41 protein-coding genes and 1 pseudogene are annotated in these 24,908 nt (G+C 62.1%); 13 read left to right on the top strand and 29 right to left on the bottom strand.

Annotated features, from left to right (window positions below):
- Positions 1–69: 69 nt before the first annotated feature.
- From brxC to KBY75_RS13965, 4 genes are all read right to left on the bottom strand, one after another.
- On the bottom strand, positions 70–1,770 hold the full coding sequence (gene brxC / locus KBY75_RS13950; RefSeq protein ID WP_255024349.1) for a BREX system P-loop protein BrxC: 1,701 nt from the start codon (positions 1,768–1,770) through the stop codon (positions 70–72).
- Positions 1,767–2,378, bottom strand: a complete 612-nt coding sequence (locus KBY75_RS13955; RefSeq protein WP_255024350.1) for a DUF1788 domain-containing protein — start codon at positions 2,376–2,378, stop codon at positions 1,767–1,769. The genes brxC and KBY75_RS13955 overlap by 4 nt, the downstream gene beginning before the upstream one ends.
- Positions 2,375–3,193, bottom strand: a complete 819-nt coding sequence (locus KBY75_RS13960; protein WP_255024351.1) for a BrxA family protein — start codon at positions 3,191–3,193, stop codon at positions 2,375–2,377. The genes KBY75_RS13955 and KBY75_RS13960 overlap by 4 nt, the downstream gene beginning before the upstream one ends.
- A gap of 233 nt (positions 3,194–3,426) precedes the next feature.
- Complete coding sequence (locus KBY75_RS13965) at positions 3,427–3,774, bottom strand: hypothetical protein (protein WP_255024352.1); 348 nt, start codon at positions 3,772–3,774, stop codon at positions 3,427–3,429.
- A gap of 357 nt (positions 3,775–4,131) precedes the next feature.
- Between KBY75_RS13965 and KBY75_RS13970 the strand changes: the two are divergent.
- Positions 4,132–4,644 (top strand): annotated as a pseudogene (locus KBY75_RS13970) (sigma-70 family RNA polymerase sigma factor); the annotation flags it as partial.
- 134 nt (positions 4,645–4,778) lie between these two features.
- Here the strand turns inward: KBY75_RS13970 and KBY75_RS13975 are convergent.
- The 10 genes from KBY75_RS13975 to KBY75_RS14020 form a co-directional block, all read right to left on the bottom strand.
- Positions 4,779–5,171 carry a type II toxin-antitoxin system death-on-curing family toxin gene (locus KBY75_RS13975; RefSeq protein WP_315859098.1) on the bottom strand — a complete coding sequence of 131 codons (393 nt, stop codon included), beginning with the start codon at positions 5,169–5,171 and terminating at the stop codon, positions 4,779–4,781.
- The gene (locus KBY75_RS13980) at positions 5,171–5,365 is read right to left on the bottom strand and encodes a DNA-binding protein (RefSeq protein WP_254943080.1); all 195 of its coding nucleotides are present in this window, start codon (positions 5,363–5,365) and stop codon (positions 5,171–5,173) included. Before KBY75_RS13980 ends, KBY75_RS13975 begins: the two co-directional genes overlap by 1 nt.
- 220 nt (positions 5,366–5,585) lie before the next feature.
- Positions 5,586–5,723, bottom strand: coding sequence for a hypothetical protein (locus tag KBY75_RS13985; RefSeq protein WP_255024353.1), 138 nt, complete (start codon positions 5,721–5,723; stop codon positions 5,586–5,588).
- A gap of 281 nt (positions 5,724–6,004) precedes the next feature.
- Positions 6,005–6,199, bottom strand: a complete 195-nt coding sequence (locus tag KBY75_RS13990) for a hypothetical protein (RefSeq protein ID WP_255024354.1) — start codon at positions 6,197–6,199, stop codon at positions 6,005–6,007.
- A 3-nt stretch (positions 6,200–6,202) separates the two neighbouring features.
- Positions 6,203–7,252: a hypothetical protein gene (locus KBY75_RS13995; RefSeq protein WP_255024355.1), complete on the bottom strand. Its 1,050-nt coding sequence runs from the start codon at positions 7,250–7,252 to the stop codon at positions 6,203–6,205.
- 12 nt (positions 7,253–7,264) lie between these two features.
- Complete coding sequence (locus KBY75_RS14000; RefSeq protein ID WP_255024356.1) at positions 7,265–7,945, bottom strand: hypothetical protein; 681 nt, start codon at positions 7,943–7,945, stop codon at positions 7,265–7,267.
- A gap of 42 nt (positions 7,946–7,987) precedes the next feature.
- Positions 7,988–8,230 carry a hypothetical protein gene (locus KBY75_RS14005; RefSeq protein WP_255024357.1) on the bottom strand — a complete coding sequence of 81 codons (243 nt, stop codon included), beginning with the start codon at positions 8,228–8,230 and terminating at the stop codon, positions 7,988–7,990.
- A 77-nt stretch (positions 8,231–8,307) separates the two neighbouring features.
- A complete protein-coding gene (locus KBY75_RS14010) occupies positions 8,308–9,018 on the bottom strand; it encodes a hypothetical protein (RefSeq protein WP_255024358.1) in 711 nt (236 codons plus the stop codon).
- A gap of 10 nt (positions 9,019–9,028) precedes the next feature.
- The gene (locus tag KBY75_RS14015) at positions 9,029–9,463 is read right to left on the bottom strand and encodes a hypothetical protein (RefSeq protein ID WP_255024359.1); all 435 of its coding nucleotides are present in this window, start codon (positions 9,461–9,463) and stop codon (positions 9,029–9,031) included.
- A 65-nt stretch (positions 9,464–9,528) separates the two neighbouring features.
- Positions 9,529–10,443, bottom strand: a complete 915-nt coding sequence (locus tag KBY75_RS14020) for a major capsid protein (RefSeq protein ID WP_255024360.1) — start codon at positions 10,441–10,443, stop codon at positions 9,529–9,531.
- Positions 10,444–10,508: 65 nt separating this feature from the next.
- On the opposite strand from KBY75_RS14020, the gene KBY75_RS14025 reads away from it, so the two are divergent.
- The 3 genes from KBY75_RS14025 to KBY75_RS14035 all read left to right on the top strand — a co-directional run bounded on the left by KBY75_RS14025 (position 10,509) and on the right by KBY75_RS14035 (position 11,641).
- Positions 10,509–10,688 carry a hypothetical protein gene (locus tag KBY75_RS14025; protein ID WP_255024361.1) on the top strand — a complete coding sequence of 60 codons (180 nt, stop codon included), beginning with the start codon at positions 10,509–10,511 and terminating at the stop codon, positions 10,686–10,688.
- A 385-nt stretch (positions 10,689–11,073) separates the two neighbouring features.
- The gene (locus KBY75_RS14030) at positions 11,074–11,325 is read left to right on the top strand and encodes a DUF2811 domain-containing protein (RefSeq protein WP_255024362.1); all 252 of its coding nucleotides are present in this window, start codon (positions 11,074–11,076) and stop codon (positions 11,323–11,325) included.
- Between the two features lie 13 nt (positions 11,326–11,338).
- Positions 11,339–11,641: a hypothetical protein gene (locus KBY75_RS14035; RefSeq protein WP_255024363.1), complete on the top strand. Its 303-nt coding sequence runs from the start codon at positions 11,339–11,341 to the stop codon at positions 11,639–11,641.
- Positions 11,642–11,993: 352 nt separating this feature from the next.
- Here the strand turns inward: KBY75_RS14035 and KBY75_RS14040 are convergent, their stop codons facing one another.
- On the bottom strand, positions 11,994–12,356 hold the full coding sequence (locus KBY75_RS14040) for a HepT-like ribonuclease domain-containing protein (RefSeq protein WP_255024364.1): 363 nt from the start codon (positions 12,354–12,356) through the stop codon (positions 11,994–11,996).
- Entirely contained in the window at positions 12,353–12,670 is a 318-nt protein-coding gene (locus KBY75_RS14045; protein ID WP_255024365.1) for a nucleotidyltransferase family protein, read from the bottom strand. Before KBY75_RS14045 ends, KBY75_RS14040 begins: the two co-directional genes overlap by 4 nt.
- A gap of 134 nt (positions 12,671–12,804) precedes the next feature.
- On the opposite strand from KBY75_RS14045, the gene KBY75_RS14050 reads away from it, so the two are divergent.
- Both KBY75_RS14050 and KBY75_RS14055 read left to right on the top strand, forming a co-directional pair.
- The gene (locus tag KBY75_RS14050; RefSeq protein ID WP_255024366.1) at positions 12,805–13,539 is read left to right on the top strand and encodes a L,D-transpeptidase; all 735 of its coding nucleotides are present in this window, start codon (positions 12,805–12,807) and stop codon (positions 13,537–13,539) included.
- A 54-nt stretch (positions 13,540–13,593) separates the two neighbouring features.
- On the top strand, positions 13,594–13,860 hold the full coding sequence (locus KBY75_RS14055; protein ID WP_255024367.1) for a hypothetical protein: 267 nt from the start codon (positions 13,594–13,596) through the stop codon (positions 13,858–13,860).
- Positions 13,861–13,990: 130 nt separating this feature from the next.
- On the opposite strand, the gene KBY75_RS14060 is transcribed toward KBY75_RS14055, so the two are convergent.
- The gene (locus tag KBY75_RS14060; RefSeq protein WP_255024368.1) at positions 13,991–14,275 is read right to left on the bottom strand and encodes a hypothetical protein; all 285 of its coding nucleotides are present in this window, start codon (positions 14,273–14,275) and stop codon (positions 13,991–13,993) included.
- 240 nt (positions 14,276–14,515) lie between these two features.
- Here KBY75_RS14060 and KBY75_RS14065 point away from each other — a divergent pair, with 240 nt between their 5' ends.
- Together KBY75_RS14065 and KBY75_RS14070 are read left to right on the top strand one after the other, a co-directional pair.
- Complete coding sequence (locus KBY75_RS14065; RefSeq protein ID WP_254962242.1) at positions 14,516–14,839, top strand: hypothetical protein; 324 nt, start codon at positions 14,516–14,518, stop codon at positions 14,837–14,839.
- A 714-nt stretch (positions 14,840–15,553) separates the two neighbouring features.
- Positions 15,554–15,727, top strand: coding sequence for a hypothetical protein (locus KBY75_RS14070; RefSeq protein WP_255024369.1), 174 nt, complete (start codon positions 15,554–15,556; stop codon positions 15,725–15,727).
- Positions 15,728–15,828: 101 nt separating this feature from the next.
- Here KBY75_RS14070 and KBY75_RS14075 read toward each other — a convergent pair whose 3' ends face one another.
- The 10 genes from KBY75_RS14075 to KBY75_RS14120 all read right to left on the bottom strand — a co-directional run bounded on the left by KBY75_RS14075 (position 15,829) and on the right by KBY75_RS14120 (position 21,355).
- The gene (locus tag KBY75_RS14075; RefSeq protein WP_255024370.1) at positions 15,829–16,065 is read right to left on the bottom strand and encodes a chlorophyll a/b-binding protein; all 237 of its coding nucleotides are present in this window, start codon (positions 16,063–16,065) and stop codon (positions 15,829–15,831) included.
- A gap of 250 nt (positions 16,066–16,315) precedes the next feature.
- Positions 16,316–16,456: a chlorophyll a/b-binding protein gene (locus tag KBY75_RS14080; protein WP_255024371.1), complete on the bottom strand. Its 141-nt coding sequence runs from the start codon at positions 16,454–16,456 to the stop codon at positions 16,316–16,318.
- A gap of 309 nt (positions 16,457–16,765) precedes the next feature.
- Positions 16,766–17,026, bottom strand: coding sequence for a hypothetical protein (locus KBY75_RS14085; protein WP_255024372.1), 261 nt, complete (start codon positions 17,024–17,026; stop codon positions 16,766–16,768).
- 111 nt (positions 17,027–17,137) lie between these two features.
- Entirely contained in the window at positions 17,138–17,350 is a 213-nt protein-coding gene (locus tag KBY75_RS14090) for a Nif11-like leader peptide family natural product precursor (RefSeq protein ID WP_255024373.1), read from the bottom strand.
- Between the two features lie 193 nt (positions 17,351–17,543).
- Positions 17,544–18,107: a hypothetical protein gene (locus KBY75_RS14095; RefSeq protein WP_255024374.1), complete on the bottom strand. Its 564-nt coding sequence runs from the start codon at positions 18,105–18,107 to the stop codon at positions 17,544–17,546.
- A gap of 87 nt (positions 18,108–18,194) precedes the next feature.
- Positions 18,195–18,662 (bottom strand): hypothetical protein, encoded by a 468-nt coding sequence (locus tag KBY75_RS14100; RefSeq protein WP_255024375.1) that lies wholly within the window; start codon positions 18,660–18,662, stop codon positions 18,195–18,197.
- The gene (locus tag KBY75_RS14105; protein WP_255024376.1) at positions 18,662–19,459 is read right to left on the bottom strand and encodes a hypothetical protein; all 798 of its coding nucleotides are present in this window, start codon (positions 19,457–19,459) and stop codon (positions 18,662–18,664) included. The genes KBY75_RS14100 and KBY75_RS14105 overlap by 1 nt, the downstream gene beginning before the upstream one ends.
- 13 nt (positions 19,460–19,472) lie before the next feature.
- Complete coding sequence (locus KBY75_RS14110) at positions 19,473–19,976, bottom strand: hypothetical protein (RefSeq protein ID WP_255024377.1); 504 nt, start codon at positions 19,974–19,976, stop codon at positions 19,473–19,475.
- The gene (locus tag KBY75_RS14115) at positions 19,976–20,404 is read right to left on the bottom strand and encodes a hypothetical protein (RefSeq protein ID WP_254932206.1); all 429 of its coding nucleotides are present in this window, start codon (positions 20,402–20,404) and stop codon (positions 19,976–19,978) included. The genes KBY75_RS14110 and KBY75_RS14115 overlap by 1 nt, the downstream gene beginning before the upstream one ends.
- Positions 20,405–20,407: 3 nt before the next feature.
- On the bottom strand, positions 20,408–21,355 hold the full coding sequence (locus tag KBY75_RS14120; RefSeq protein WP_255024378.1) for a major capsid protein: 948 nt from the start codon (positions 21,353–21,355) through the stop codon (positions 20,408–20,410).
- Positions 21,356–21,441: 86 nt separating this feature from the next.
- Between KBY75_RS14120 and KBY75_RS14125 the strand changes: the two genes are divergently transcribed.
- From KBY75_RS14125 to KBY75_RS14145, 5 genes are all read left to right on the top strand, one after another.
- Complete coding sequence (locus KBY75_RS14125; RefSeq protein ID WP_255024379.1) at positions 21,442–21,666, top strand: addiction module protein; 225 nt, start codon at positions 21,442–21,444, stop codon at positions 21,664–21,666.
- Positions 21,663–21,956, top strand: coding sequence for a type II toxin-antitoxin system RelE/ParE family toxin (locus KBY75_RS14130; protein WP_255024380.1), 294 nt, complete (start codon positions 21,663–21,665; stop codon positions 21,954–21,956). The genes KBY75_RS14125 and KBY75_RS14130 overlap by 4 nt, the downstream gene beginning before the upstream one ends.
- A 201-nt stretch (positions 21,957–22,157) precedes the next feature.
- The gene (locus tag KBY75_RS14135) at positions 22,158–22,883 is read left to right on the top strand and encodes a C39 family peptidase (protein ID WP_255024381.1); all 726 of its coding nucleotides are present in this window, start codon (positions 22,158–22,160) and stop codon (positions 22,881–22,883) included.
- A 33-nt stretch (positions 22,884–22,916) separates the two neighbouring features.
- Positions 22,917–23,213, top strand: a complete 297-nt coding sequence (locus KBY75_RS14140) for a hypothetical protein (protein WP_255024382.1) — start codon at positions 22,917–22,919, stop codon at positions 23,211–23,213.
- 238 nt (positions 23,214–23,451) lie between these two features.
- The gene (locus tag KBY75_RS14145) at positions 23,452–24,231 is read left to right on the top strand and encodes a response regulator (RefSeq protein ID WP_255024383.1); all 780 of its coding nucleotides are present in this window, start codon (positions 23,452–23,454) and stop codon (positions 24,229–24,231) included.
- A 60-nt stretch (positions 24,232–24,291) separates the two neighbouring features.
- Here KBY75_RS14145 and KBY75_RS14150 read toward each other — a convergent pair whose 3' ends face one another.
- Entirely contained in the window at positions 24,292–24,576 is a 285-nt protein-coding gene (locus tag KBY75_RS14150) for a hypothetical protein (protein WP_255024384.1), read from the bottom strand.
- A gap of 4 nt (positions 24,577–24,580) precedes the next feature.
- Positions 24,581–24,772, bottom strand: a complete 192-nt coding sequence (locus KBY75_RS14155) for a DUF2811 domain-containing protein (protein WP_255024386.1) — start codon at positions 24,770–24,772, stop codon at positions 24,581–24,583.
- Between the last annotated feature and the right edge of the window lie 136 nt (positions 24,773–24,908).

A 24,908-nucleotide genomic window follows, 5' to 3' on the forward strand; every position in this document is an offset into this window, starting at 1 on the left:
GCGTTGGTGGCTGGTCAGTGGTGCCGGCATCCCCTGGTCCCTGCGCATCGGCACCAGGGTCTCCAGCACTCACCCCACCGGCCAACGAGCTTGTCGCCGACCGGCCAACTTCATTGTCGACGGACACTCGTAGATCTCGCTGCTGCGCTGCAGGTAGCTCTGGCTCTCCAGGTTAATCAGGGCATCTTTCACCGCCTGCTCATGGGCGCGGATGTCGAAGTTGGGCTCATTGATCAGCAGGATCGCGATGTTGCGCGCCGTGCTCTTGAACTGCGGCACCCACTTCAAAAGGAACAGCGCCTTGAGGATGCGCAGCTCCAGCTCGCCCACCTGGTTTTGGGCGGTCACCATCGTCTGCTTCTTATCGCCTCGGATCACCTCATTGATGCCGTCATAAAGCTGGTCAAAGCTGGCCAGGCGCCCCACCGGCAACTCCTTGATGGCCATCGCCACCTGCTGAAACACCGAGAGCATTGAGCGCTCGCCCACCGCCATGTTGCGGCCCTCAAAAATGCTGTGGGTCGCCAGGCTCTGGATCGCCTGCTGGAACAGGCTCAGCTGGTAGGGGTGGAAGGGGTAAAGACCGCAGAAGCTCTGGCAGTCGCTCCAACCCTTGAGCTGAATTGAGCCATCACTGAAGCGAAACAGGGTGGTGAAGTTCTCCCTCTCCTGCTCATAAATATTGATCAGCGGCTCCGGTTCATCCGGGGTCTTGGCCAGCAGCCGCCGCTGGATCACCTCCTGCACATCGGCGCTGGCCAAAGTGAGCTTGGTCTTGAAGCGGCCCTGGATCTTGCTCAGGTCGTCGGCCTGCTCAAACTTCACCTGGCCCAGGATTCCTTCCAGGTCGGCCTGGGAGGTGATGAACACCGTGGCCCGCCCATCAGTGGCGCTTGCCAGGCTCTCCACCACGGTCTGCAGGTTGAGCAGCCGGCTGCGTTCCTGGCCGATGAACTGGCCGGCCTCATCGACAAAGAAGTTGAGCCGAAAGCCCGGCGGCTGACTAGCCAGGTACTCCTTGACCCGGCTAGCGAAGCCCTCGATTGAAAGGCGGTAGCTGTCCTTGGCGTCATTAATCACCTTGATGGCGTCGTCGTCGCTGCCGCCGAACTGTTCGGCATAGGCCTTCGCGAAGCTGCGCTTGGTCACCGTGGCCAGCGCATCACGGTCGTTATCCCAGCTGCGGCCGTTGACCCGTTCGTAGGTCTGCTTAAAGGCCTCGAACTGGCCGCGCTTGTTGAGGTCGTGCTCGAACTGGGCCACATAGCCCTGGTTGCCGTAGTAGCCCTGCAGCTCGTTGAGCACCTTCATGAACACCTCGAGGATCGGTGCCTCGTGGGTGCCGCCGATGCCATCGAACTTCTGATCGATGTTGAACAGCAGGCTGCGTGCCGGGATTGCAGTTGCCTTCTTCAGGTCGGCGCGGAGGATTTCGTCCTCCACCTTTGGCAGCAGGATCTCAACCGGCCGTTTGCTCTGCTCGCCCGGCTGTTCGGAGGAGACGCGCTTATCGCCATCCAGCATCAGCGAGAGCATCTTCAGCAGGTGCGACTTGCCCGAGCCGAAGAACCCAGAGATCCACACGCCATTGGCGGTGGGGTTGTGCAGGTAGGCATCGATGAAGGCACCCAGGCCCTTGCTCACCTCCCGAGTGATCACGTACTCATCGAGTTCGACCTGCAGATGTCGCTCGTCATCGGCCTTGATCACCCCATCAATCGGACGATCAACCGGCTTGAAGAAGAGCTCTTGGATGGTGGTGGCAGTCATGAGCTCTTGGTGTCGAAGTAGTCGAGGTTGGTGGCGCGGTAATGCGGGTTTTCGATCTTGCTGGCAGTCGTGGTGCCAAACAGGCGCAGGTAGGAGCCGCCGTCGGCGTCCTGGGAGTACTCACCCGGGAAAAAGATCACCACCGGGTGGCGCACCATCGCTGGCTGCAGGGCCTCGAGAATCGTGTGGGTACGCAGGAACGGATACACCCGGCCTGATCCGGTGATCAGGCTGATCTGGGTGTCATCGCCCAGCGCCTCCATCAGCTTTGGCACTAGGGCTGCGGTGGGTTCGGCCACGTTCTGCAGGGTGTCAAATAGGTCGCTCTTGCTCCAGCCGGCCTCCTCCTGCAGCACCACATCGAGGTAGCCCTTGGCCTCCAGCAGCTGCAGCACCAGCTCAAAGAGGTCCACCTGCTTCACCCGCAGCCCCTGCTTGCGCAGGAACTGTTCAGCCCCCTTAACCACCACCCGCAGCTGGTCTTCATCGGCGGGGCTGTAGGTCTGAATGAAGATCGGCACCTCCTTGGCCACGCCCCGCATCTCCAGGAAATCGGGGCGGGTGAGCACCTCCTGCAGGCGCTTGTCGAGGCCGCTGACGCTGCTCATGCTTTCACCCTCTGGGCTGGCGCGGCCTTTTTGGCTGCAGGCTTGGCGGCCGCCTTGGGTTTGGCTGCTGGTTTGGAAGCAGCCTTCGCCTTCGGCTTAGCGGAGGCGTGCACTGCAGGTTTCGCCACTGGCTTGGATGCCGTCTCTGGCGAGGTCGCTGGCTTCCGGCTTTTGGCGGGCATGGCCGGAGCGTGCAGCAAGAATCCAGCCAGCAGCGCTGGGTCGTCGCTGGCCACCACGTCTTGCACCTGCGGCGAGAGAAGCGGCCGCTGCACCGTGCCAAGCGTTCCCCCTTTACCCGCCTTGCCGCTCAGGAGGCCGGCATCCCTGAGCATCTGCAGGAGCGCTGATCGCACCTTCTGCTGAGAGGAAGGTGCTAGAGCCGTCAGCTCTGGGTGATCCCGCTCGCAGTCCTCGTAGAAGGCCGCCATGTCTGAACGGCGCAGTACCGGATCCAGGCTGCTGAGCTTGCCCATCAATACCTCGCGCGTCAGGTCGGCCGCGATCTCAATGCGCTTCAGCACCGCCAGCCAGGCCATCGCATTGCGTTCATCGCTCGTTCCTCGTGCCAGCAGCTGCAGCTGGGGGCCAGTGAGGCATTGCAGCCGCTGACGCAGCTCCAATTCCAGGCGTTTGCCGCTGCTGGCCGATCGGGCCTGCAGGGCGTTGCGTTCCAGCACTGCGGCCTTGGTGCGGGCCCAGTCGCCCTGCTCCTCCTGGTGGATGCCGGCGATCACAGCCGCGAGCTCAGGCCTCAGGCCTGCAGAGGTGAAGCTCAGGCAGTAGCGAGGCGCCTTGGGGGCTGAGCGGGCCAAGGCGATCAGCTGGCAGGTCCTGGCTGATCTTGGCACTGGAATGGCTGTGAAGGAAGCCAAAAAAGCGTTTCGCTGTGGTGTTTCTCTGCCATGAACGCTATGGCCAGCAATCTTGATGTCAGCTATTCCATTTGCGAAACAGCATCTCCATGCAGATATTGCATTGGTTGAAAGATTGCTGCCAATTCGCAGTGGTTTGCCCATGGCAGGGCCATCAGCAGAGCGCATTGAAATCACTCCGCCGAGCAGTTCAGGTCAAGCACCGTCCAGGTCGTGCTGCTCACAGGGCCACAAGCAAAGCCGCAGCAGGTGATCTCAAAGGCCACCCAGTTCGGTTTGTCCACGCTCTTTAGGAAGGCCGCCACGTCGGCCCCGTCCTCGAGCGCGTCCTGAATGGCGACATGGGCAGCCCACTGGGGCTGCAGTTCGTCGCAAAGCAGTTCGGGCTCATCCGGCACCTCATGGCACCAGAAGCCACGCACCGTTGAGGCATTGGGCTCTCCCGTCTCCTTAAAGACAGGTTCACCGGTAGCCGGGCAGAAGAAGTTCCAGTCGTCCCGCTCCAGTTGGATCAGTTGCATGGCCGTGAATCGCAGCGAGATCACTGTTGCCCGCCCAATCTCCTTTGCAGCTATTTCTCGTGCGAAAAAGTAGGCTGGGATTGCCGCTTCCCGTTAATGGCCATGCCGGCCTCAGCTTCCCTGCAGCAGTGTCAACTGGGCATTCGATACAGGCTGTGCTGGCAGATCCCTAGGGCTGGGACCTTGCAGCCGTAGCGGGGTCGTTGGGGCTGGTTGCCACCGGGCCGTCAAACACCCACCTGAATCCCTCGTCCAGTCCTCGCGCTGCGTCAAGGATCGGGCCATGCGCCCCGTTAGGGCGTCCTTGTCACATCCCTGCGGCTGGCCGTTGGGGGTGGGGTTCTCTGCCGTCCCCAGATGGCTGCCCCGCTTTCCCGCTCTGCTCTCCGTGCCCGCGATGCCCTTGTGCTCCAGCACCTCTCCCTGGCTGATGCCGTTGCTTCAGCTGTAGCCCGCCGCTTCTTCCCTTTGGTCGAGCGGGAGGATCTAATCCAGGTAGCTAGAGAAGCCCTGCTCCGCTCCGTGCTGCGCTGCAAAGCAGGTGAGCCGGCAGAGCCCTATCTGCGCCGCTGCATCTCAGGGGCCCTGCAGCATCACCTGCGCGATCGGGTGCGGCTGGTGCGCATCCCACGCCGGCTGCATGAGCAGGGTCAGTGCCCCCTGGGTCACATCAGCCTTGATGGCCACGGCGATGGCGAGCCGTGCCTGCTCGATCAGCTGGCGGCCCCAGAGCAAGAAGCAGCCGGGCCCGCTGATGATCTGGCGCTGGAGCAGCTAGTAGATCAGCTGCCTGCGCCGCAAGCCACGGCCCTGAGGCTCACGATCCTTGAGGGCCTGTCACTGCGGCAGGCGGCAGAGCAGCTGCAAATCAGCGCCATGTCAGTGCAGCGGGCCCAGAAGAAAGCGCTTGAGGCTCTGCGGCAGCAGCTGGTAGGCGGGGGCGGGCTGAGGCCCTCCTCCCTAGTCACTGCAGGAACACCAACTCCGAAGGTTGCTGATACGGATCAGAACGGTTCGGTCGTCTGCTGGTTATCTGCGACCCAGCGCGAGAAGGCCTCGCGATCAAGCTCGCCGCTGGCCACTGCCAAAACAACGGCCTCTGCATCATCGATTGTGGCGGTCAACTCGACGCCGTTCAGCACGAGGGTTGTTTCCATGGCGGCATGGCCGATCCGCTTGTTGCCATCCACGAAGGGATGGTTCTGGATCAGGGAGAACCCCAGCGCTGCGGCTTTGGCATTCAGTCCTGGGTAGAGATCAACACCGCCAAAACTCTGGTGGGGCTGGGCGAGGGAGGACTCCAGAAGGCCCAGGTCCCGCAGACCGGGCATGCCTCCGCTTTGCTCGATCAAGCGACGATGCAGCTCCAGCACCTCCGCCAGGCTCAGCCAGCGCATCAGGCCAGCCGGCGATAGAGCTCCTGGTTTTTGTTGAGCACCCGATCCGCAGCGGTCTGGAAGTCAACCGATTGCCGAGCGACCAGATCCCGCACTGCAGCAGAAGCGAGATCGGCCTCACTGACGTGGAGCCGGCGTGCTGTTTCGCTCAAGGCTTGGGCCTGTTGGTCACTGAGCTCGATCGCGATTCCCACCGGCGCTCTCCAACTGAAGGACTGATGGCATCCAGGTTGGCACCTCCGTTGGCGGATGGCTTGCAGGAGATTGATCGGTTACGCGGGGAAGGCTTGCTCCGGTCCTCTCCAGTTTGAGGCCCTACTGACGCCGGACCTCCGCTGGGATCGGTCCCGTCGCTGCGCCAGAAGCTGAGCGGGGTGGAGTGAGGCCCTATCCATCTATTGCTGCCAGGGCACTTCAGCGCAGCAGACCTGGTAGGCGGCGGATAGGCCGCGCCTGCGACTTGAGCGGCGGCGGGATCTGCAGTTGCTGGTCGACCCAGTGGGCAGCAAGGGCCGCCAGCAGGCTGTTGCGATCGCCGTGGATGCGGAGCATGGCGTTGGCTGAAAGTGCTGCCCGCCAGCCTGATCGGACTGGCTCGCTACGCCAGCGCAGAAGGCGACAGTGCCGCGCAACCAATGGCACAACCACAGCGATCAAAAGCACCGGCGCAAGCATCGGGAATGCATTTCAGTCCGCGCTGCTGCCAGGCAGCTCGAGATCAGCACCATGTCTGTGTCGCACCGTGAGGTGCACCTAGCGGCGCAGCGGGCACAGAAGAAGGCCCCCGCCACCCTGCGCCAGCAGTTGGTGGGTGGGGGCTGAGGACCCTTGGCTCATGGCTGCTCAAACACCAGCGTGGAGAGCGGCCACCAGCCGCTGCCCCCCTCGTCGTAAGCCAGCTCAACCATCGGGTCGGCGTCACTGCTATCTCCCGCCAGGTTGAGCACGGTGGCGCCGCTCTCTGGGCTGATCAGGTCACGCCAGCAACGCGAGCCAATCACTGGCAGGGGTTTCGTGGTGTCAGTCATGGTTCAGGGGCTCACCATCACCCGGTTGCCAGCGCCGCTGTTGCTAACAGCCGCGAACTGACGCCGCTGGGGTGACCAGCAGAGCGAGCGCCAGCCCAGGTCTGCCGGGGAGCTGCGCACCGTCCAGTTGAGGCCGTCTGAGCTGGTCATGATCCGGTTGCCGGTGCCGCTGCTGGCCGCCGCCACCAGCAGCTCCCGCTGCGGCGCCCAGCAAAGGGAGGTCCAGGCGTTGTCGGCTGCTGAGGTCCGGCTCGTCCAGTTGATCCCATCGGGGGAGGTCATCACCCGGTTGCCCCTACCGCTGCTGCTCAGCGCCACCAGCAAACCCGGCTCCGCCGCCCAGCAGATCGCCGTCCAGTTATTGGTTGCTGCAGCTGTCCGCGATGTCCAGTTGCGGCCATCGCTTGAGGTCATCACCCGCTGGTTGCCGGCGGTGCTGCTCACCGCCACCAGCAGCCCCAGCTGCGGCGCCCAGCAAAGGGAGCGCCACTCCTGATCCGCGGCAGCCGGGCCGGCGATCCAGGTGAAGCCATCGCTGCTTGTCATCACCCGGTTGCCCGTGCCACTGCTTGCGACGGCCACCAACAGTCCCAGCTCTGGTGCCCAGCAGATCGAGGTCCAGCTGTTATCGGCTGGCGTCTGGCGCAGGGTCCAACTGCGGCCATCCGCTGAGGTCATCACCCGATTCCCAATGCCGCTGTCGCTGACGGCAACAAACAGCCCCAGCTCCTTGGCCCAGCAGAGCGCCACCCAGTTCAAATCGGCAGCCGCAGGTTGGGACCTCCAGCGAATGCCATCGCTTGAGGTCATCACCCGGTTGCCCGTGCCGCTGCCCGCTACGCAGGCGTAGAGCTGTAGCTCCGGCGACCAGCAGATCGCCTGCCAGCTGTTTTCCGCCGCTGAGCGCACAGTTGACCAAAGCACCCCGCTGATACCCAGCACTGGCGGCGGGTTCAGCAACTCCGCCAGTGCTGCTGCAGGCAGCTGATAGGTGCCGGCAGCTGGGCCTGTGGGGCGGGTGATCGCCAGCAGGTCGCCTGGTTGGAGGGTCATCTGCTGCAGCACTCAGGGCAGGGCCGGCAGGGTGCTCAGGTCCAGCGGCATGTAGTCGCCGGCCGGCTGGGCAGTGGCCATCGCAGCCTGGAGCTGGGCCGCATCCACCACCCTCCCAAGCATGCCGTCTGCCAGCGACAACGGATCGGCCAGCTGCACCACGCCTGCAGCGGCGGTGGTTGCGGGCTCGACGCTCAGCAGCGGCTGGGCCGGGTCGCTTTCATCGACGCTCAGCGGTGCGGCCACCTGGATGCGAATCACGCCGGCACCGTCGGGCCCCAGGGCGGCGTTCGCGCTCCAGTTCGTGCCGTCAAACAGCAGCAGATCTCCCTGGGCGATGTCCTGGCCGGCGATGCCGCTCCAGCTCGCTAGGGCAATGCCGGAGCTGCTGGCCAGGTACACATCCCCCACAGAAGCCCCAGCAGGGGCCTCAGTGGTGGTGGGGTCGATCGCGCCCCGGTAGGTGAGGGCACCGGAGATGGCTGCATGGAGGGTGCCATCGGCATCGACCGAGAGGTTGGTGCCGGGTTTGATCGCACCGATCGCTGCCGCGGTGGCCGGGGTGAGCATGAACGCCTTGACCTCATCAGCAGTGGCCCGGTAAGGCGTGCTGCCGCGCTGCACCAGCAGCAGGTCGGATGCCTGGGGCAGGGAACGGCCGGCGGTGGTGCGGCTCTCGGTGGTGGTGGCCATGGCGATCAGCAAAGAAAAAAGGTTGAGAGAGCAGAGATCGGGTCAGGGCGGCAGGGGGCCAAGCAGGCGCAGGTCCAGCGCGAGCACCACCACCCCATTGCTGGCGGTGGCACTGATGAGAGGCGCCAGAGCTTGCACCGAACTGACGCCCCCGGACGGGGGTGGTTCAGGGGTGCCGCCGTCCTGCAGCTGGGCCTGGCCAAGAAAGATCACCCCCTGGGGCCGACTGCTGCTGCGGCACTGGGCCGTCAGCTCGGCCAGCACAGCCGGATCGGGAGTGGCCATCGGCGCCAGGGCAGTGCTGCTGAGCTGTTGCCAGCCCCCAGCCAGGAATGCGCTGGCTCGGTTGCATTTGGCCGTGATCAGAGCAGGGCATCACCCAGCTCCAGGGCCGCGAGATCCGCGGCATCGTTGCGGCCCTCGCTGGTGGCTGTAGTACTGCCGCTGGCCTGGGCTTCCAGCGCAGTGGCCTGCTCAATCAGCTCGGCCTTGGTCTGGCTGGCATCGAGCTCCACGCCATGAACAGCCGAGCAGTAGTCGACGATCTGGGCCTTGGTCATCGCCTGGAAGTCAGGTGGCTCAGATGCCAGCAGGGCTTCTCCGTCGCTGGTAGCGGTGTCGCCCGTGGCGGTTGCCGGTTCAACCAGCTCGGGGCTGGGCAATTCGGAGAGCTCCGCGGTGCTGCTTTCAGCTAGGGGTGCTGGTTCTGCATCAGGCTCCGGCCCTGGCTGCGGTGCGGGCTCCGGCTCCGGTTCTGCTTCCTGGACTGGTTCTGGCTCGGGCGCAGCTTCTGGCGGCTGAGTGTGCAGCTGCCAGCCCAGGGCCTGCCAGCCAGCCAGGTGCACCGGCCAGATCGAGCGGCTCTCGCCGTCCTTGACGATCAGCAGCTGGCTGGCTGGCAGCAGGGATTCATCGCCCACTCCCGGATCCGGGGTGACGCTCAGCCGCTGCTCCGGGCCCGAGAGGCGTACGGGCGTAGAGGCGGGGTTGGCCCCATCGAGGGGTTGCAGTAGTTGCAGTGGCAGGGCCTCAGAACCCGCCGCCAGGGTCAGTGACTCCAGTGGGTTACTCATGGCACTCACCTCAAAGCCCCTGGTTTGCAGTCAGCGCCACGCACATCCCTACCGGCGTGCTTGGGGAGATCACAGCGCGGGCCAGTCGCAGGCAGGGCGGCGTGACCAGTTCGCTGTCGGCTGGATTCAGCAGCAGGGCAGCACCGCTGATGCTTGCCTCCACCTTGCCGCCAGCGGCGGGGATAGCGACAGCAGCAGCAGTTATCCAGCTGCCGGCGGAGCCATCAGCCAGCAGCGGCGCTAGCTCCAGCGTCACGGTTACCGCGTCGCTGTGGCCGGGATGGGAGGCCACCAGAACAAAGGAGCAGGAGGCATCAAGGTCGGTGCCGAGGTTGATGACATCGCCGCTGCTGCGGCTGTGTTCGTAGCAGTCGGTTGCCGAGTGGTTGATCCAGCCGACGAGCACCGTCTGGGCATCGAGCAGCCGGGTGGCTTGGGTGGTCATGGATAGGGCTCCTATGGGGAATGAATGTGTGGTTCTGGGCAGTCCTCCTGGGTTAGGGCTGGCGCTTAGGGCACCACCAGCGGCATGGGCGCCACGTTGTAGAGGCGTGCAGCGGCCTTGCGGTTGCACACCGCAAAGCCCACGTACCAATCCACCCGTGTGCGGAACACCGGTGCGTCATGCACCTCCCCGAAATCACGCACCGCAATGCCATACCTGCCCTCAAACGGCCCCTGCAGGCCGCAGACCGCCGCATCACCCAGCACGCAGCAGTAGATCGAGGTGGTGCCTGCCGGTTCGTCGTAACCGAGCACCGCATGGCCCTCGGCGTCCTCCTCCACCAGCAGGATCTCGATGCCCTCGAAATAGTGGCGGCCATCGATCACCTCATACAGCTCGCCGCCGGCCTGACGGGAGGCGGTACTGATCTGACGGCGAGCGGCCTTACTGGCGATCAGCACCTTGTCGCCGCCGTAGCCGATCACGCTGTCGCTCAATGCCTCAAGCGCCAGCAGGTTGAGGGTGCTGCCGCCGTTGTCGATCGTTTGCTCGTCTCCAGGTGCCAGGCGCTTGCTCAGCCCGTTGAAGGCCCGTGGATCGAAGGTGTCATCGCCGTTGATGATCGCCGCTTCCAAGGTGAGGCGCATCGAGCGCACCTTCATCTCGGTCTGAGCAGCACGGGCCTCGGGGCCCTGCAGATCAACGATCGAGCGGTCCACATCCAGGTCACCACCAAATAGGTGCACAAACTCCGAATCGGAGTTGATGACGCCATAGCTCTGGCGGTAGCCCTCATTCACTGCCCGGAAGCCAACGCGGGGCAGCTTGGTTTCAGCCGGGAAGCTCAGCGAACCACCAACGAGGTTGCGGAAGGGCAGGCGGCGCAGCAGCTCCCCCTCGGCAAAGGTCTTGAGCACCGCCAGCTGTTCAGCGCGGCGGGCATATTTCTGCGCCTCAATCAAGGTCAGGCCCAAGGGCACTCTCCCGGGGCCTTGCCCCAGTGACAACAGCAGCTGTTGCCAGGTCGCGTCAGGACCGTCGGTTGGTGGTCAGCTCAGGGCATGGGGTGGTGCTCACTCCTCAGCAGCTCAGCAGCAGCGCCCTGGCCGTGACATGCCGTGGAAAACACGAGCGCATGTACCGAAAGTTCACTACGGCAGTTCGCACCAGCCAGTTCATGCGTGATGTGCCAGTACCGCTGAGGCTGCTGCAGGTGTGGTTGTGAGTTGAGGATCAGGCAGGAGCTGTTGTTTCGCTAAACCCGATTGGTATTGCTGCAGGGGTGCGGGCGAATCGATCAGGGCTGCTGAGCTATGGGGTTTTCCCCCGAATTCAGCGGTTTCCCACCACAAACGGCGGCTTTTCCACAGGCTGAACTCCCAAGACCTCGCTGCTGGCGCCAGCAGTGCAGCACCCGCTGTGGAAAAGCCCTCTCCTCTTGACCGGCGGCAGCGGGGAGTTTTGGCCAGCCCAACAGCAACAGCAAGCCGCCAGGAAGGCAGTTCAGGACTTACTTCTCACGACAAGACACGGCCTTGTCGGACTGGTTTTGCTGCTTTGACGCTGGTGCAGTGCTCGTGACTTGATGGGTGCACTGCCGTGATGGACGCATGAGCCAGATCCCCGACCATCTGCCGGTCCACGTGAGCGTCGTCAATGAGTTCCCGGAGGACCTGTACCAGGCGATGCGGGAATTCATCAGCAGCCATCCCAACTGGGACCAGTACCGCCTGCTGCAGGCAGCGCTTGCGGGCTTCCTGTTTCAGCACGGCTGCAAGGACCGGGTCGTGAGCCGGCTTTACCTCGACGGTTTGTTCCAGCGCGATCCGGCAACTACGGCGCGGCCGATCTCCCACAACTGATGGAGCGAGCGACGTGGTGATTTCCATTGCAGGCCTGGCCGGCATGCGCATCCGGCGGCGACGCAGCCAGCACCAGCTGATGGGGCAGTGCTGCGACCGGTTGCGGCCTTCTTTCCTGCGCCGGCGGCTGGAGCAGCTCCTGCCGCTGCACACCGCTGCTGGAGCGGCTCTGGTGGACTGGCGCTGGGACAGCGTCTGTCAGCGGGTGAATGGGTTGGTGCTGCAGGACAACCAGCTCCTGCCCTTCCGATGGTGGCCCAGCCTCAATAAGTTCGAGCTGCGCGCGGCGATCATGCAGATCAGGGCGTTGAGCTAAGGCCTAGGGAGCTGCCCTCTCTGACGGCGGGAGCAGCAGCAGGCGCTCCGCAGGCTGAGCCAGCCAGCTCGATTCACCATGCCTTCTTTCACCTTGTCGCGAAGGGCAGAACTAAGGCGCGGCGCCTGTTTCTCGATGGGGAAGGGCAGCTCTGCGCCGGTCCCCATTGGCTGCCGCGTGAGCAGGCCCAGCTACTGACCCGCAATCAGCAGCTGATCTGGGGTTCAGCCGCCCAGGTGATTGTGCTTTGAGAGCGCATCTGCGAGCCCGAGGAACAGCGGGTTTGGGCTCGCTGGCCCGCGATGCCCCCCGCCATCCGGGGGCGGTCATCGGCCCTGGCTTAGGTCGTGTCCTAACTGCGTTGCTCAAGGTCGCGAATGGCAGCCAGAACGCCGGGCAGGGCCTGCTGGCAGATCAGCAGCACCTGCTCGGCATCGAGATCAAAGTACTGGTGCGCAATGACATCTCGGAAGTCCATGGCTCCCTTCCAGTCGATGTCAGGAAAGCTGGCCGCGAGCAAACCGGGCTGGAGCTTGTCCAGTCGTTTGAGTGCTTCCCCTGCTGCCAGGAACTGCATGCAAATCACATCGAGCAGGTCCTGGCCTTCCTCACGGTCCAGCAGTGCCGGATCCCTCAGCAAGGGTTGCGCCTTGCGCTCGATCCGCTCCAGGGCCTGCCGCAGCGGGGTAAGCAGCAACAGCAGCTCACCGCTCACGTGCTTATGCCTTCTTGAAGGATGGCCTGCCGCAGGGCGGGATTCATGCGCTCCCGCAAGCGCACCAGATCAACCGGGCGCTGCAGCAGCTCCTCCAGCTCCTGCTTTAGATGCACGGTGGCGTAGGGCGTGAGGGGATCGAGTTCAACCCACACATCCACGTCACTAGAGGCCGTGGCCTGGTTGCGAGCCATAGAGCCGAACAGCCCAATGCGTTGCAGCTGATAGCGCTGCCGCCATTCGCTTTGGCGCTCACGCAGCAGTGCAAGCACCTGATCAGGACCGAATACAAGCAGGGTGGCTGCGCTGGCCATGGCACAAGTCCTATCTCCTCAGTATCTGATGGATCAGCAGGGTCTCCCATCAAACCGCATCACGGGTGCGCGGGATCCAGGCAGATGCAGGGTTGAGCACCAGCTGGCAAAGGCAGTGGTCAGCTCCACTCCCCATGACCACCCCGATGAGCGCCGAGCGATTTGCAGATCGCTTCCGCTTCTACCGCGACCAGCCGCAGCAGCAACGCGGTGTTCTGCAGCTGTTTGAGGCAATCAGCAGCACTGAGCGCGGTGAGGAGATCCTCGATGAGCAGGCACCCTGGGCCGTCACCTTCAGTGAGCAGCCACCCCAGCCGCAGCCCCCTACTGGTGGCCTCGATCCCCGCGGTTCAGAGGAAGCCAGCATGGCCGGGCCGCAGAAGCCAGCACCGGTCAAACCCGGTGACAGCTATCTGCTGGTGAATGACCGGGATGAGGACCTAGAGGCCTATGACCACAGCGGCAAGTTCCTGTGGAAGCTCCCCTGTCTGGCGAGGGGGCAGGGCGCTGACACCGACTGGAGCCACACCTACACCGACACCCCGCCGGGTCTCTACAAGCTGGGCCAGCTGTATGCGGACTACGAGCAGAACCCCAATCCCCCCTGCTCCGATACCGCCATTGCCTACGGCTGGTACTCCTTTGATTTGGAGGAGCTGGAAGGCCAGGAGATCAAGGCCGGCCGGGCCGGGATCATGCTCCACGGCGGTGGTTCAGCCTGCGGCTGGCCTGGCGCCTGGGCTCCGCAGCAGCCCCTGCATCCCACCTTGGGCTGCCTCCGCATTCACAACGTCGATCTACGCGACAAGGTGCTGCCCCTCTACCGCCAGGGCACGGTCTATGTGGGGGTGTTCCAGGAAAAAAAGTGAAGGCGGGGCCGGTGCTGCCGCCGGCTGGGTCCTGATCGAGAAGGAAGAGCAGCGATGAACTCAGGCCCACTGGACCGACCGCCCAAGCCGCCGTTCGACCGCGAGCGGTTTGTGTTCAAGATCCTGGCGGTGGTGATCGGCACCCAGCTGCTGATCTATTCGTTGGCCGCTGGGGTCTGCGGCCAGCGGGCGCTGGAGGGCCGGCCTGTCGGTCAGATCTGCCCGGGCACGCTGGAGCAGCTACAGGGCGGCTGTGATTCCACCCTCAAGCTGCTGCTGGCGCTGCTGGGCGGAGCAGCGTTGACGCGGCTGGACCGGTGAAGGAGCCGTGAAGAACTGTTCGTTGGACCTACCGCATTCAGCAAGCTGCCGTGGAAAACCAAGGGGAGCGTGGGCCCAAGACGGATCTCACCGCCTGAAAGAACTTGAACAGTGCAACCAGATTCAGCGGCTAGGAACAAATCACAGCTCTGATGGGATTGGCCACCCCCCAGGTACGCAGTGATCGAGCCGGTGGCGAATCACTGTCCTCGCGATCTTCATCCTCGCGGGATTCCTTTTCCTCCTTTTTTCCCTCCTTCTTGTCCTCACCCTCGTCACCGTCCTTGGATGCTCCAAGGGAGGGCCTCTCTCGATCTACCTGGTCTTCCTCCCTGTCTTTTGCTCCCTCACCGCCGCAGGCGGAAAGGAGCGATATCAGGCAGGCAGCAGCGATGAACCGGATGATGCGCTGCATGGCCCGTGGCGGATCTTGTTCAAACCCACTGTGACTGGGGCACCACCTCGGATACGGCGAGTTGATGTTTTCCGTTTAACTCTCAGCTGCTGCCATGCAGGGAGTAGCGCCCTCGTCCGATTGCGCCGGGGACTTGAAGCCTGTGGCTTACTCCGGGGCCTCTCCAGTTTGAGGCCCTCCTGACGTCGGACCTCCTCTGGGATCGGTCCCATCGCTGCGCCACACCTGGCGCCGAAAGTCATGGCATCACTAGCTGCCCAGTCCAAGTTCTGCCGGCCAGAAGAAGATCCCTTCCTGCTGCTTGATCGCGCCTCGCGCTCCATCGAGCAGCTGCTGCGCCGTGATCTGCCGCTGCGCCGCACCTGGAGCGAGCAGCCCTATGGAGAAGAGGAAATCACCCTCTTAGAAGAAGAGGTGCTGCCTGCCATCGCTCAGTGCTTGGCACGAATTGATGCCATCGATTCAGCCCTTAGTGCCGCTGGAGAAGAGCTCTATCGCCAGGAAGTATTGGCTGCAGCCCAGAAGCGCCGCGTTCTCCTCCCGGGGGAGGTGGCGCTCATCTGAGCTCCTGCAGGCCGCTGTAGCGGCGGCCTGCTTTATCTCCTGCTGCGAGCTTTTCTGCCGGCCCGCGCTGCTGCATTGGTGTTTTTAACAAATTGGCCCTTGCCCGCAAGCTTCTTTCTGTTGGTTGCTGCTCTTTGGGCGGCAGTTAGCCGGCGCCAGGCAGCATCTGGCAGGTAACGAGTGGTCTTAGCGCCGCGAATCGCCTTAGCGCTCTGTCCTTTCTTGTCTGAGGAGGTGCGCCACTTTTCGGCGCTCCATTTGGCCAGGCTTCGTTGCGTTGCAGTCCTTGCCTGCCTATAGCCACCGCCAGCGCGTTTATAAGCAGCGGCCAAAAGCTGAGCCTTTCGCGCTGACCATTGCCCAGCCCGTCCGCCTTTGCTGCTGCGCAACACCTGACGCTTGAGGCGATCACGCAAGGCTGGCCTGCTGTACACGTTCTGCGCCATTGGTGCTTCTCGCCCCCAACGCTCTTGCCATGTTTTGGGGCGCACTTCTCAGTGCTGGCCTGCAGGGTGCACTTAAGGACGCGACAACAGCGATCTAGGTGGATGAAAGCATCACGCCTAGTCGTATGTCAGAAGGTCTGCCTATATCAGCCATCTCAAACCAATTCAGCACCTCAGCTGGATGTAGGGGCCCATCGGCTTTGCAAAACCGCTCTCCAGTTTTCCCCGCTTCTCGGGGTGACAGGTGCGCGTTCTTTGCATCACAGCGATGTTCCCGCTCTCCACCACCATTCAGTCCCTCATTGATGCTTGGGAAGAAGCTCAGTCTTCCGGTCAATGGCAGGAGCCACAGCCCGAGCCCGCCTATCCAGCAGCCTGGTGGCTAATCCAGCTGGAAGAAGAGCCCCAGGAGCTTGAGCTGCCCCTGCGCTGGTCCGTCTAGCCAGCCAGCCGGCGGCCTTGAAGGCCGCCGGCTAATCCACTGGCGTCAAACAAAAACCCCCAGGTATTACTTAGGGGTCAAAACCAAAGGCCTGCAGAAGCTCAGAAGCAGAAGGGCAGGAACTGGGTACGGCAGGCGGCATAGCCATCAACCAAGGCGCCTAGGCCGATCTGGTGGGCGATGCCAAAGCCGGTGAGGCCTTCCACCACGATGCCGGTGACGATGCCAACCATGGCGGCGCGGCCGTTAAACAGTTCAACTTGCTTGAGCTGCTCCATGAGGGTCAGCTGTTCCGCGCTGTTATCAAGCGCTGGGTCGCTGGAAGGAGTGTTGGTCATGGCTTTTGGTGGCGGAAGAGTTGCTGGGATGCTAAATAAGCAAGAGCTAGAAGCTCAATCGGCAAGATCCGGCTGGTTGAGAGCACCAACAATCCAGGCACCGATAAGAACGATGGTGATAGCAGAAATCATCCAACCCTCTTAGCCAGGTCCGTTGGACGGCTAAGCACGTAGATCGTCATTGCCGAGAGCACAGCGGTGATCAGAGCAACGACCGAGATTGCAGCGGTGTAGTCGGTTTCCATGACGCTCAACCCAGACCAATTTGGGAAAGGATGCCCTGACCTGTCAGGAGCTCGGTGCCAAGACCGATAACAAAGCCGAGCATGGCCAGACGGCCGTTCCAGGTCTCAGCGAAAGCAACGAAACCAAAACGGGCGGACTCAGTCATGTCTGTTACGGATTGTTACGGCTAATGTAACAGGCTGTGAATGGTCGTGGCAATGGGGGAGGGGGCGTGCATCTACTCAGGCTGACGGGGAAGGCCGCCGCCGGAGCTGCGGCCCCCGGCTCTGAAAGGGGGCTAGTCGTTACGACCGAGCTGAATCCTGAGGGGGCGAGGGGATCTGGAAGCCCCTGGGTAATCGCCAGGGCTCGTTTGTAAATGGCACTTGAGGTTGCACCGGCAGCCTCCATGGCGATCCGCATGTTCTGCCAGTACTGCAATGTTTTGGCTTGAGTCATGGGAGCTGCTGCGGTGTCAGGCGCAAACAGCTGCTCTGCCGCGGCGCCGGCCGAGCGGTTCGATCCATTCGTTGAGCACAAACTTGTGCTGGACAAGACGACTAGGCAGGCGGCACCCGAGGTTGATCTGCCCCTCGTCTACCAAGCGCCCCAACCGAAGCGCCAGGGCTTCCTCGTGGCGGGCAAAGGCGCCTTGGTGGGAGGCAACCCAGGAGATCTCATGCTCCGTAATCACACCGCTAGAGATCGACTCCAGAAAGACTTCCCCGACTGTCATGAGAGCCATGTAACGACTTCGTTACATGCTGTCGCGCCCTGCCTCGCTGCGTGGCTCCCGCGAGCTCGGGGACTGGCTAGGGCACGCCAGTCCTTGCAGAAGCGTTGGGGCTCAGTAATTGGAGGCTTTGTCCGCTCCTTGCACTTCCTCTGCGTTGTGATGCTCCAGCCAGGCGTTTTGTAGGTCTGCTCTGGTGAGCCGGTAGCCCAGCTGGCGGGCGGTGCGTAGGAGCTCCTGGCGGCTATGGCACTGGCCCAGGACCTGCTGGAGCGCCGGGCTGGTTTCTGCATCAGCCACCAACCGCTCCAGATCAGACCAGCTCATCTACTCAAACCAGATATGGGCTCAAGCTCGCGTGAACTGGTGCCTGCTGCCAGGTTCCCTGAGGCACATTGCGGCGCATTGGCGTAATGGTGCAGCGTTGCGATCGCAGGAGCGATCTGCTGAGCGCACCTAGCAACCTTGATGGCCCGCAGCTCGGTCCCTGCAGGTTGCCAGCAAGGGAGCAGCTCGCCATTCAGCTCAAGGTGTACACATCACCAGTGACGTTGTCTAAATACAGGTCGCCGGTGATCGAGCCAGGGATTACAGCCGCAGGTGCCCCAGCCCCGCTGAACCACCCCGTACCGCGCATGCCCTGCGTCCCGGCCGGGCCCTCCACTCCCTGCAGGCCCTGAGGTCCAGGCTCTCCTTGCAGTCCTTGCGCTCCCTGCGGGCCAGCGATGCCCTGGGGGCCCTGGATTGAGCCGCCATTCACCCAGCTGCTGCTGCCCCCATCCCACACCCAAAACGAGTCATCGGCTTGCACGATGTAGGCAGCGCCCTGTTCGGCATCAGCAGGTAGATCCTCAACAGTTGCCACCTGCCCCTGGAAGGTGATGCCAAGGCCCGCTGCGCCCTGGATGCCTTGCTGGCCCTGTGGTCCTTCTGGGCCAGATAAACCCTGCAACCCATCTGGACCCTGGGGGCCTTGAACTCCCTGAGCGCCATCGGCTCCAGGTTGGCCCTGCACTCCCTGGGGTCCCTGCGTACCGCGATCACCTTGCGGACCTTTGAGCGAACCGGAGGGAATCCATGCCATCGCATTGCTGCGGCCCGGCTGCCGGCGAGAACACACCCCCTATTGCCGTAGTTGCACTCGGCTCAGCTGAGCTCAGCTCAGCTCAGCTCAGTGCAGCAGCACCTGCCACCAAGAGCCGCGCAGCACCGTCACCGCCGTACCGGCCATTTCCGAGCGAAAGCGGAGGCTGAGATTGCCGCCATTGGCGCCGTTTTCCACCGTGCCGCTCACCAGGGCCCTGAGCACTGAGCTACCTGCCGAGGAGGTGCCGATCAGGGGTGTGTCGTAGCTAGTAGCAGTGAGGTTGCGAAAGGTGGTGAGTGATTCACCGCCCACCAGGTTGTAGATCACCGACTGGGGAGCAGTGGGGCCTGAAAGGGTGGTCACCAGGCCGGTGTTGTTGGCACCGCTCGAGAAGTAGAGCTCGGCTGAGAAGGAGAGCACCTGCTGGGCCGCCAGCTCTGTGGTGAACAGGTTGAGCCAGCTGTTGTTAGACGCCGTGCTTAGTGCCGCCGGTAGCCGCCCTATCCGCAACATCGAGGGACCCTTGAGGTTGCTGCTGATGGTCCAGGCCATCAGCTCAGCTCCAGTTGATAGAGGTTGCCGCTGGTGGTGTCGAGGTAGAAGTCGCCAGCCCTGGCATCAGGCAGCAAGCCGGGCGGTCCATCACCACTCCACCAGCGGGTGCCGCTGTTACTGCCAGGCGGCATGGCCCAGCTGCCATCAGCGCAAAGGAACAAGGCGCTGGATCCATCGCTGGGCGGCACACCACCAGCACTGCTGCCACCACTCCATCTCGTCAGGCTCCACTGCTGGGTTGTGCTGCCGTCGTAAGCAGCGCCACTTAGGCCAGCACAAGGAATCAAGGGCAGCACGGTGCCCGGGCCAGGATTTGGACCAGGTGCTGGTGGTTCCGGTGACCAGATCGAGCAGCCCGCCAAGCTCACCAGCAGGGAAGCAGTAATGCCATTGCCGCTTAGCTCTGCTTTGACCAGGTACTGGGCGCGGCTCATGTAGCAGTGCCGCAGCCGGCCGTTGCCGTTTACGCCTACCCAGGGAATGGTCTGAGCCATCCCATCACCCCAATCAATCGTCACCGCGTTAGGCGGGGTGCTGCGCGGATTGAGCAGTAGCTCCACTGCAATGCTGCCGGCGAGATCACCGGTTGATCCCTCAGCGGGCAACCAGGCCAGCTCCAGATCAGCTGCAGGTACCGAGCCGCGAAAAAAACCCAGCTGCTCCCAGCGCTGCACCTCATTGGGCGGAACCCACACCGCCTCACCAGGACAGCCAGCAGGCGGCAGCAGGCGGATCAGCTGCGCGCTGATGCCGCCACTGCTGATCGCAACGCTGGTGCGCATGGCAATGGTCATCTGCTGAACCTCGTTAAATCAGGGGGTCATCCAGCAGCACATCAGGCAGCAGCTGCTCGGGTTGCTGCGCCAGTGCCGTGGCCTGCTCCACCAGCTCCGCTTTGGTCTGGCTGCCATCGAGCTCGACGCCATAGACGCTGGAGCAGTGTTCAAGGATCTGCGCCTTGGTCATGGCCTGAAAGTCAGGTGCTGGTATTGGCTCGGGCTCTGCTGCTGGTTCGGCTTCTGGATCCCATTGCGCTTCTGGCACTTCTTCTGGTTCAACAGCGAGCGGTGGCTGAGCTACTTGTTCGGGCTCCATAGCGATCAGATCGATTGGAGCGACGCCAGGCAGCAGCTCTTCTGGTATCGCACCGATAGATGTAACTGCTGCAGCCTCTTGCAGCTGCCAGCCCAGGCTTTGCCAGCCGCCTAGGTGCACCGGCCATATAAAGCGGTGCTCTGCTCCAGCACTGATCCGCACCATTCCCTCAGGAATAGCTGGATCACTTAGGTCATGGCGCACAGGAGTCACCATCAAGCAGGAATAGTGGCCGTAAGTCCCACGTGCATCCCCTCTGGGGTCTCGGGGCTCACTTCTGCTTTGGCAAAGCAGACCGCTGGCAGGTCCACGTCCGCTAGATCAGCAGCATTGAGCTGGATGTCACGTCCACTGATAAACGCCTCCACCCGCCCGCCTTCTGCTGGCAGTGCAACGGTGGTAGCAACCACCCAGCTACCGGTTGTGCCATCACGCAGCACAGGCGCAAAGGACACCTGAATTTCAACAGCAGCAGCAGAGCCTGGGTTACTTGCTACTACTGAGAAGCGTGACGCTGCATCGAGCTTGGTTGTAAGCAGCACCTCTTCTCCAGAGAGGAAGGTGCGCTCCAAATTGCGTATGGCGCTGCGGTTGGTCCAGCCCACCAAGGTGGTCTCCGCATCAAGCAAGGGATTGCCGTTCATGGCTCAGTTAGCAGGGGTGATGTTGAACAGACGGCCAGCAGCGCGGCTCTGCAGCACGGCAAAGCCCACGTACCAATCGACGCGGGTGCGAAACACCGGGGCATCAGGTACCTCGCCCAGGTCCCGCACCGAAATGCCATAGCGACCCTGGAAGGGGCCCTGCAAACCGGTGACGCCTTGATCACCAAAGGTGCAGCAGTAAATCGAGCTGGTGCCGCCGGCCTCGTCGTAACCCATCACCTCAATGCCCTGGGCATCGCGGTCAACCGTGACGAGCTCGCAGTCCTGGTAGCGGTGCACCGTCATCCCAAAGGAGTTGGTACTGGTCTGATACACCCCACCACCAATGGAGGCGCGGGCCAGGGCATTGAGCTGACGGCGCATTGCCTTGCTCATCACCAGCACCTTGCTGCCGCCATAGGCATTCACCGAATCGATCAACTCATCGAGGCGATCGAAATCAAGCGGTGCACCAGGAGCAGTACTGCCGCCAGCACCGCCATTGCCGGCGTTGTCGATTGCCATCGCATCGCCTGGCTGCAGGCGCTTACTGAGGCCGTCAAATGCCCTGGGGTTGGCGCTGCTATCGCCATTGATCACCGTTGCCTCCAAGGTGAGCCGCATGGAGCGCACCTTCATTTCGATCTGGCTGGCTCGGGCCTCAGGGCCCATCAGGTCAACAATCGAGCGGTCCACATCCACGTCACCACCAAATAGGTGCACCGCTTCTGCGCGCTGGTCCACCACGCCATAGCTCTGGGTATAGCCCTCGTTTACAGCGCGAAAGCCAACAGATGGCAGCTCCTGTTCTGCGGAATAAAACAGGCCGCTGCCGGCAATATTCATGAACGGCAGCTGGGCGAGCAGTTCGCCCTCTGAAAACGTCTTGAGCACAGCTAAATGCTCAAGCCTGTTCTCGTATTTGGCTGCCTCGATCAAGGTGAGGCCCATGGCACAGGGGGCAGCGCCCCAGGGAGGTCAGGGGCTATTGCCGAGCCAGTGCCGCTACGGTTGAGCTAACAGAAGCCCGAATTCTCATGGGGGCCAGCACGCTGGATGAGCTGCTGCAATTGCCAGGACCTGAGCGGGTCCAACTGGCTATGGCGCTTTGGCACAGCCTGGAGACCACCGAACAGGAGCAAGCACTCACAGTTGATGCTGGGCTAGCCACTGAACTTGAGCGGCGCTGGGCCGAGCATCAGCAGCACCCAGAGCGCGCCGTTAGCTGGGATGTCGTTCGTCAGGACTTGGGTCTGGCATGAACTTGTCGGTCAGGTTCCTACCTGAGGCACGGCAGGACGTCATCGACAGCCGTGATTGGTACGAGCAACAACAGGAGGGTCTTGGTGCATTGTTTTCCGTGGCATTGGTTGATGCCGTTGAGCGAATCCAAGCTCACCCATTTCGCTACCCGGAAGTGCAGGGGCCAATTCGGCGCGTGATTCTGCAGCGCTTTCCCTACGCGATCTACTTCCGAAAGGAAGCCACAGAAATCATTGTCCTGGCGGTCCATGGACGCCAAGATCCCAAGCGTTGGCAGGAACGGGGCTAAACCATCCCCGCAGAAGCCAATGGATCAGCTGCTGGCCTCTTGGATAACGGCGTCAGCCTCTAGGCAATCAAGCACCGCCTTAAAGCTCGCGCGCCTCCTAAAAGCTGACAACCTGCAGCCCACTCGTCCAACTTCTAGTACACGAAATTAGGTTTAGCGGGCTGGTCTGGCGCGGCAACAGCAAAGGACTGTTCTGCTGCCATGACTACAACCTCTCCTGCTGCCCAGGCACCGTTCACAGCTGAGCGCTGGCAGCAGTTCTGGAATGTCTGGAAGGCAGAGCCCCAGCAACTCGAGGGGATTGAGCAGTTGCGGCTCGCCGTGATCAGTGCTGACCCAGCTGTCCTCACCGAAGCCGCTCCCTGGCGCCAGACCTTCTCCTCGACTCCCCCAGCACCGGCCCATACCAATCCCCTGCCGGTGGCCTGGGAGAACCAGAACGACAACGCCTCCGGCACCGGTTACCGCGAGTGCTTCTCCAGTAGCTGCGCCATGCTCGCCCGCTATTGGGGCAAGGTCAGCTCGGACGATGAATACAACGCCATCCGCGCCAAGTACGGCGACAGCACTAGTGCAGAGGCCCAGCTCTCTGCCTTGCGCTCCCTGGGGCTTACGGCCAACTTTGCGACCAATGGTGATCGAGCAGCTTTGGAGCAGCAGATCAACCTGGGGCGGCCAGTGGCAGTGGGCTGGCTGCATCACGGTTCTGTATCTGCGCCATCAGGTGGGGGTCATTGGAGTGTGGTGATCGGTTTCACCGAGGCGGTCGCAATTCACAACGACCCCAATGGAGAAGCTGATCTAGTCGCTGGTGGTTACACCGCCAACACCAACGGCGCAGGCCAGCACTACAGCTGGAAGAACTGGCAACCCCGCTGGGAGGCCGATGGCAATGGCACCGGCTGGCTACTGACCTGCCAGCCGTAAACAGGCAGTGGACAGGGTTGAAGGTGCAGATGCATGAGCGATGAGCTGCCGCCCTTGCTGCCACCTACCCAGCAGGGCAGTAAGCCCCCCTTTGATCGTGAGCGCTTTGTCTTTAAGACCCTGGCGGTAGTGATCTGCACCCAGCTTTTGATCTATTCACTTGCTGCTGGGGTCTGCGGCCAACGGGCATTGGCAGGCCGGCCAGTTGGTCAGGTATGCCCAGGCACGCTTGAGAAATTGCAGATGGGTTTTGATTCCACCCTCAACCTGCTGCTGGCACTACTGGGAGGTGCAGCGCTGACGAGGGTTGGCAGGCCGCCTGCTAGCTGAACTCCTCTGCACCTTTGACAGAGAGCAGCAAGCAGTAGCAGTGCAGATCAGCCCACCAGCTGGAGGTGCCGGCTGCTGTGGCTGCTGCAGCAACTAAAAGCTGAGGCTTTGCTCCGTTAGGAGCAAGGGCAAGGAGCGGCGGATAGGGCAGTTGCCTCAATGACGATTCTTGTTCGTAATCCGCGATCAACGGAGTTTCCTCCTAAGTCTTGCCCCATCTTGCGGCGCTTGGAGTGTCTTGACCCCAGAACGTCGCACCCATCCCATCCGAATACTGATCGCCGATGACGAGGCGAATATCCGGCGCATATTGGAAACGCGCCTGCGTCTAGCTGGCTTTGAGGTGGCAGCGGCAGTCAATGGCATGAATGCTCTTGAACTCTTCCGCAGCTTTGAGCCGGATGCACTTGTTCTTGATGTGATGATGCCAGAGCTTGATGGTTTCGCTGTGACCGAGCGGATCCGAGCTCAATCAGAAGTGCCGATTATTTTGCTCACTTCTTTGAGTGATGTAGGCGACCGCCTCACTGGACTAAGGCTTGGCGCCGATGACTACATACTCAAGCCATTTAGCCCTAAAGAGCTTGAGCTACGTATTCGCTGTGTGCTGAGAAGAAGCTCTCCATCCCTTCTCAGCGGCAAGCAAACAAATAATGGTGCAGACCGCAAGCCCGCAAGTAGTCATTGGCTGATTGTTGGGAATTTCAGGGTGGATCTAACGCGCCGCAAGGCATATCGTGGTGATGAGCGCATCCGTCTTACGGGAATGGAATTCAGCCTGCTAGAGCTATTGATTAACCGTGCTGGTGAGCCAGTCAGCCGGCTGGACATCCTCGAGCAGGTTTGGGGGTATAAGCCCACGAGATCTAACGACAGTCGAGTAGTAGACGTTCACATATCACGACTGCGCGCAAAAGTGGAAGAAGACGTAGAAGTTCCAGAGCTTATTCTCACAACGCGAGGCATAGGTTACATGTTTAGGCGCACTAGCCAGGAAGAAATGTCGCTCAAAGCATGAGCCCATGCTCGTGATCTCCAAGCAAAGGAGCCATGACTAGCCCAGGCTGGGCCGCTTAAGTCAACGTATAAGGCCGAGATATTTCAAGAGGTCTTGTTGTAGGCGCCGATGTAAAGGGGTGACATTGACCATGTCTTTTGGAGGTGAACTCAGGTCAATTCCAGACTTCTCTGCCTCCTTGCGAACCTGCCTCAAGACAGGGATCAGCAGCAAGGCCGTCACAAGCGACATCATCAGCAGCGCCGGAAGAACGCTGATGGTCATGGCAACAAAAACGCATCCGGCCAGCATTTGACCGGCCAGCACCAGCCACTTCGGTTTGCCTTTGCCGGATAGCTGTTTCATGGCCTCATCTTGATAGCGCTACCGGCTCACCGGGCACCTGCTTTGGTCCGCGAAACAGTCCATCTAGGTAGTGCCTGACCACTGCGGGCTGCTTGCAGCCCTGCTGAAACGGCAAGCCCGCCACAGATGACTGCATCAATCTGCATTGCTCCCATTGCGGGTGATCAGCGATGAATACCGCCATCGCCTGAACCAGATCATCTGGTGTCCCGCGTCAAGCCCCTTGGCCGATTGGCGTCAATCAAGTTGGCCGGTGAGGGGAACTGATCGCCCCCCGGTTGTCGCCGGCGACAACCGGGGGGCGATGACGCTGGAGGCGACACGAAAACTGA

Origin of the sequence: Cyanobium sp. T1G-Tous, from assembly GCF_024345455.1 — a bacterium.
GTDB lineage: Bacteria > Cyanobacteriota > Cyanobacteriia > PCC-6307 > Cyanobiaceae > Cyanobium_A.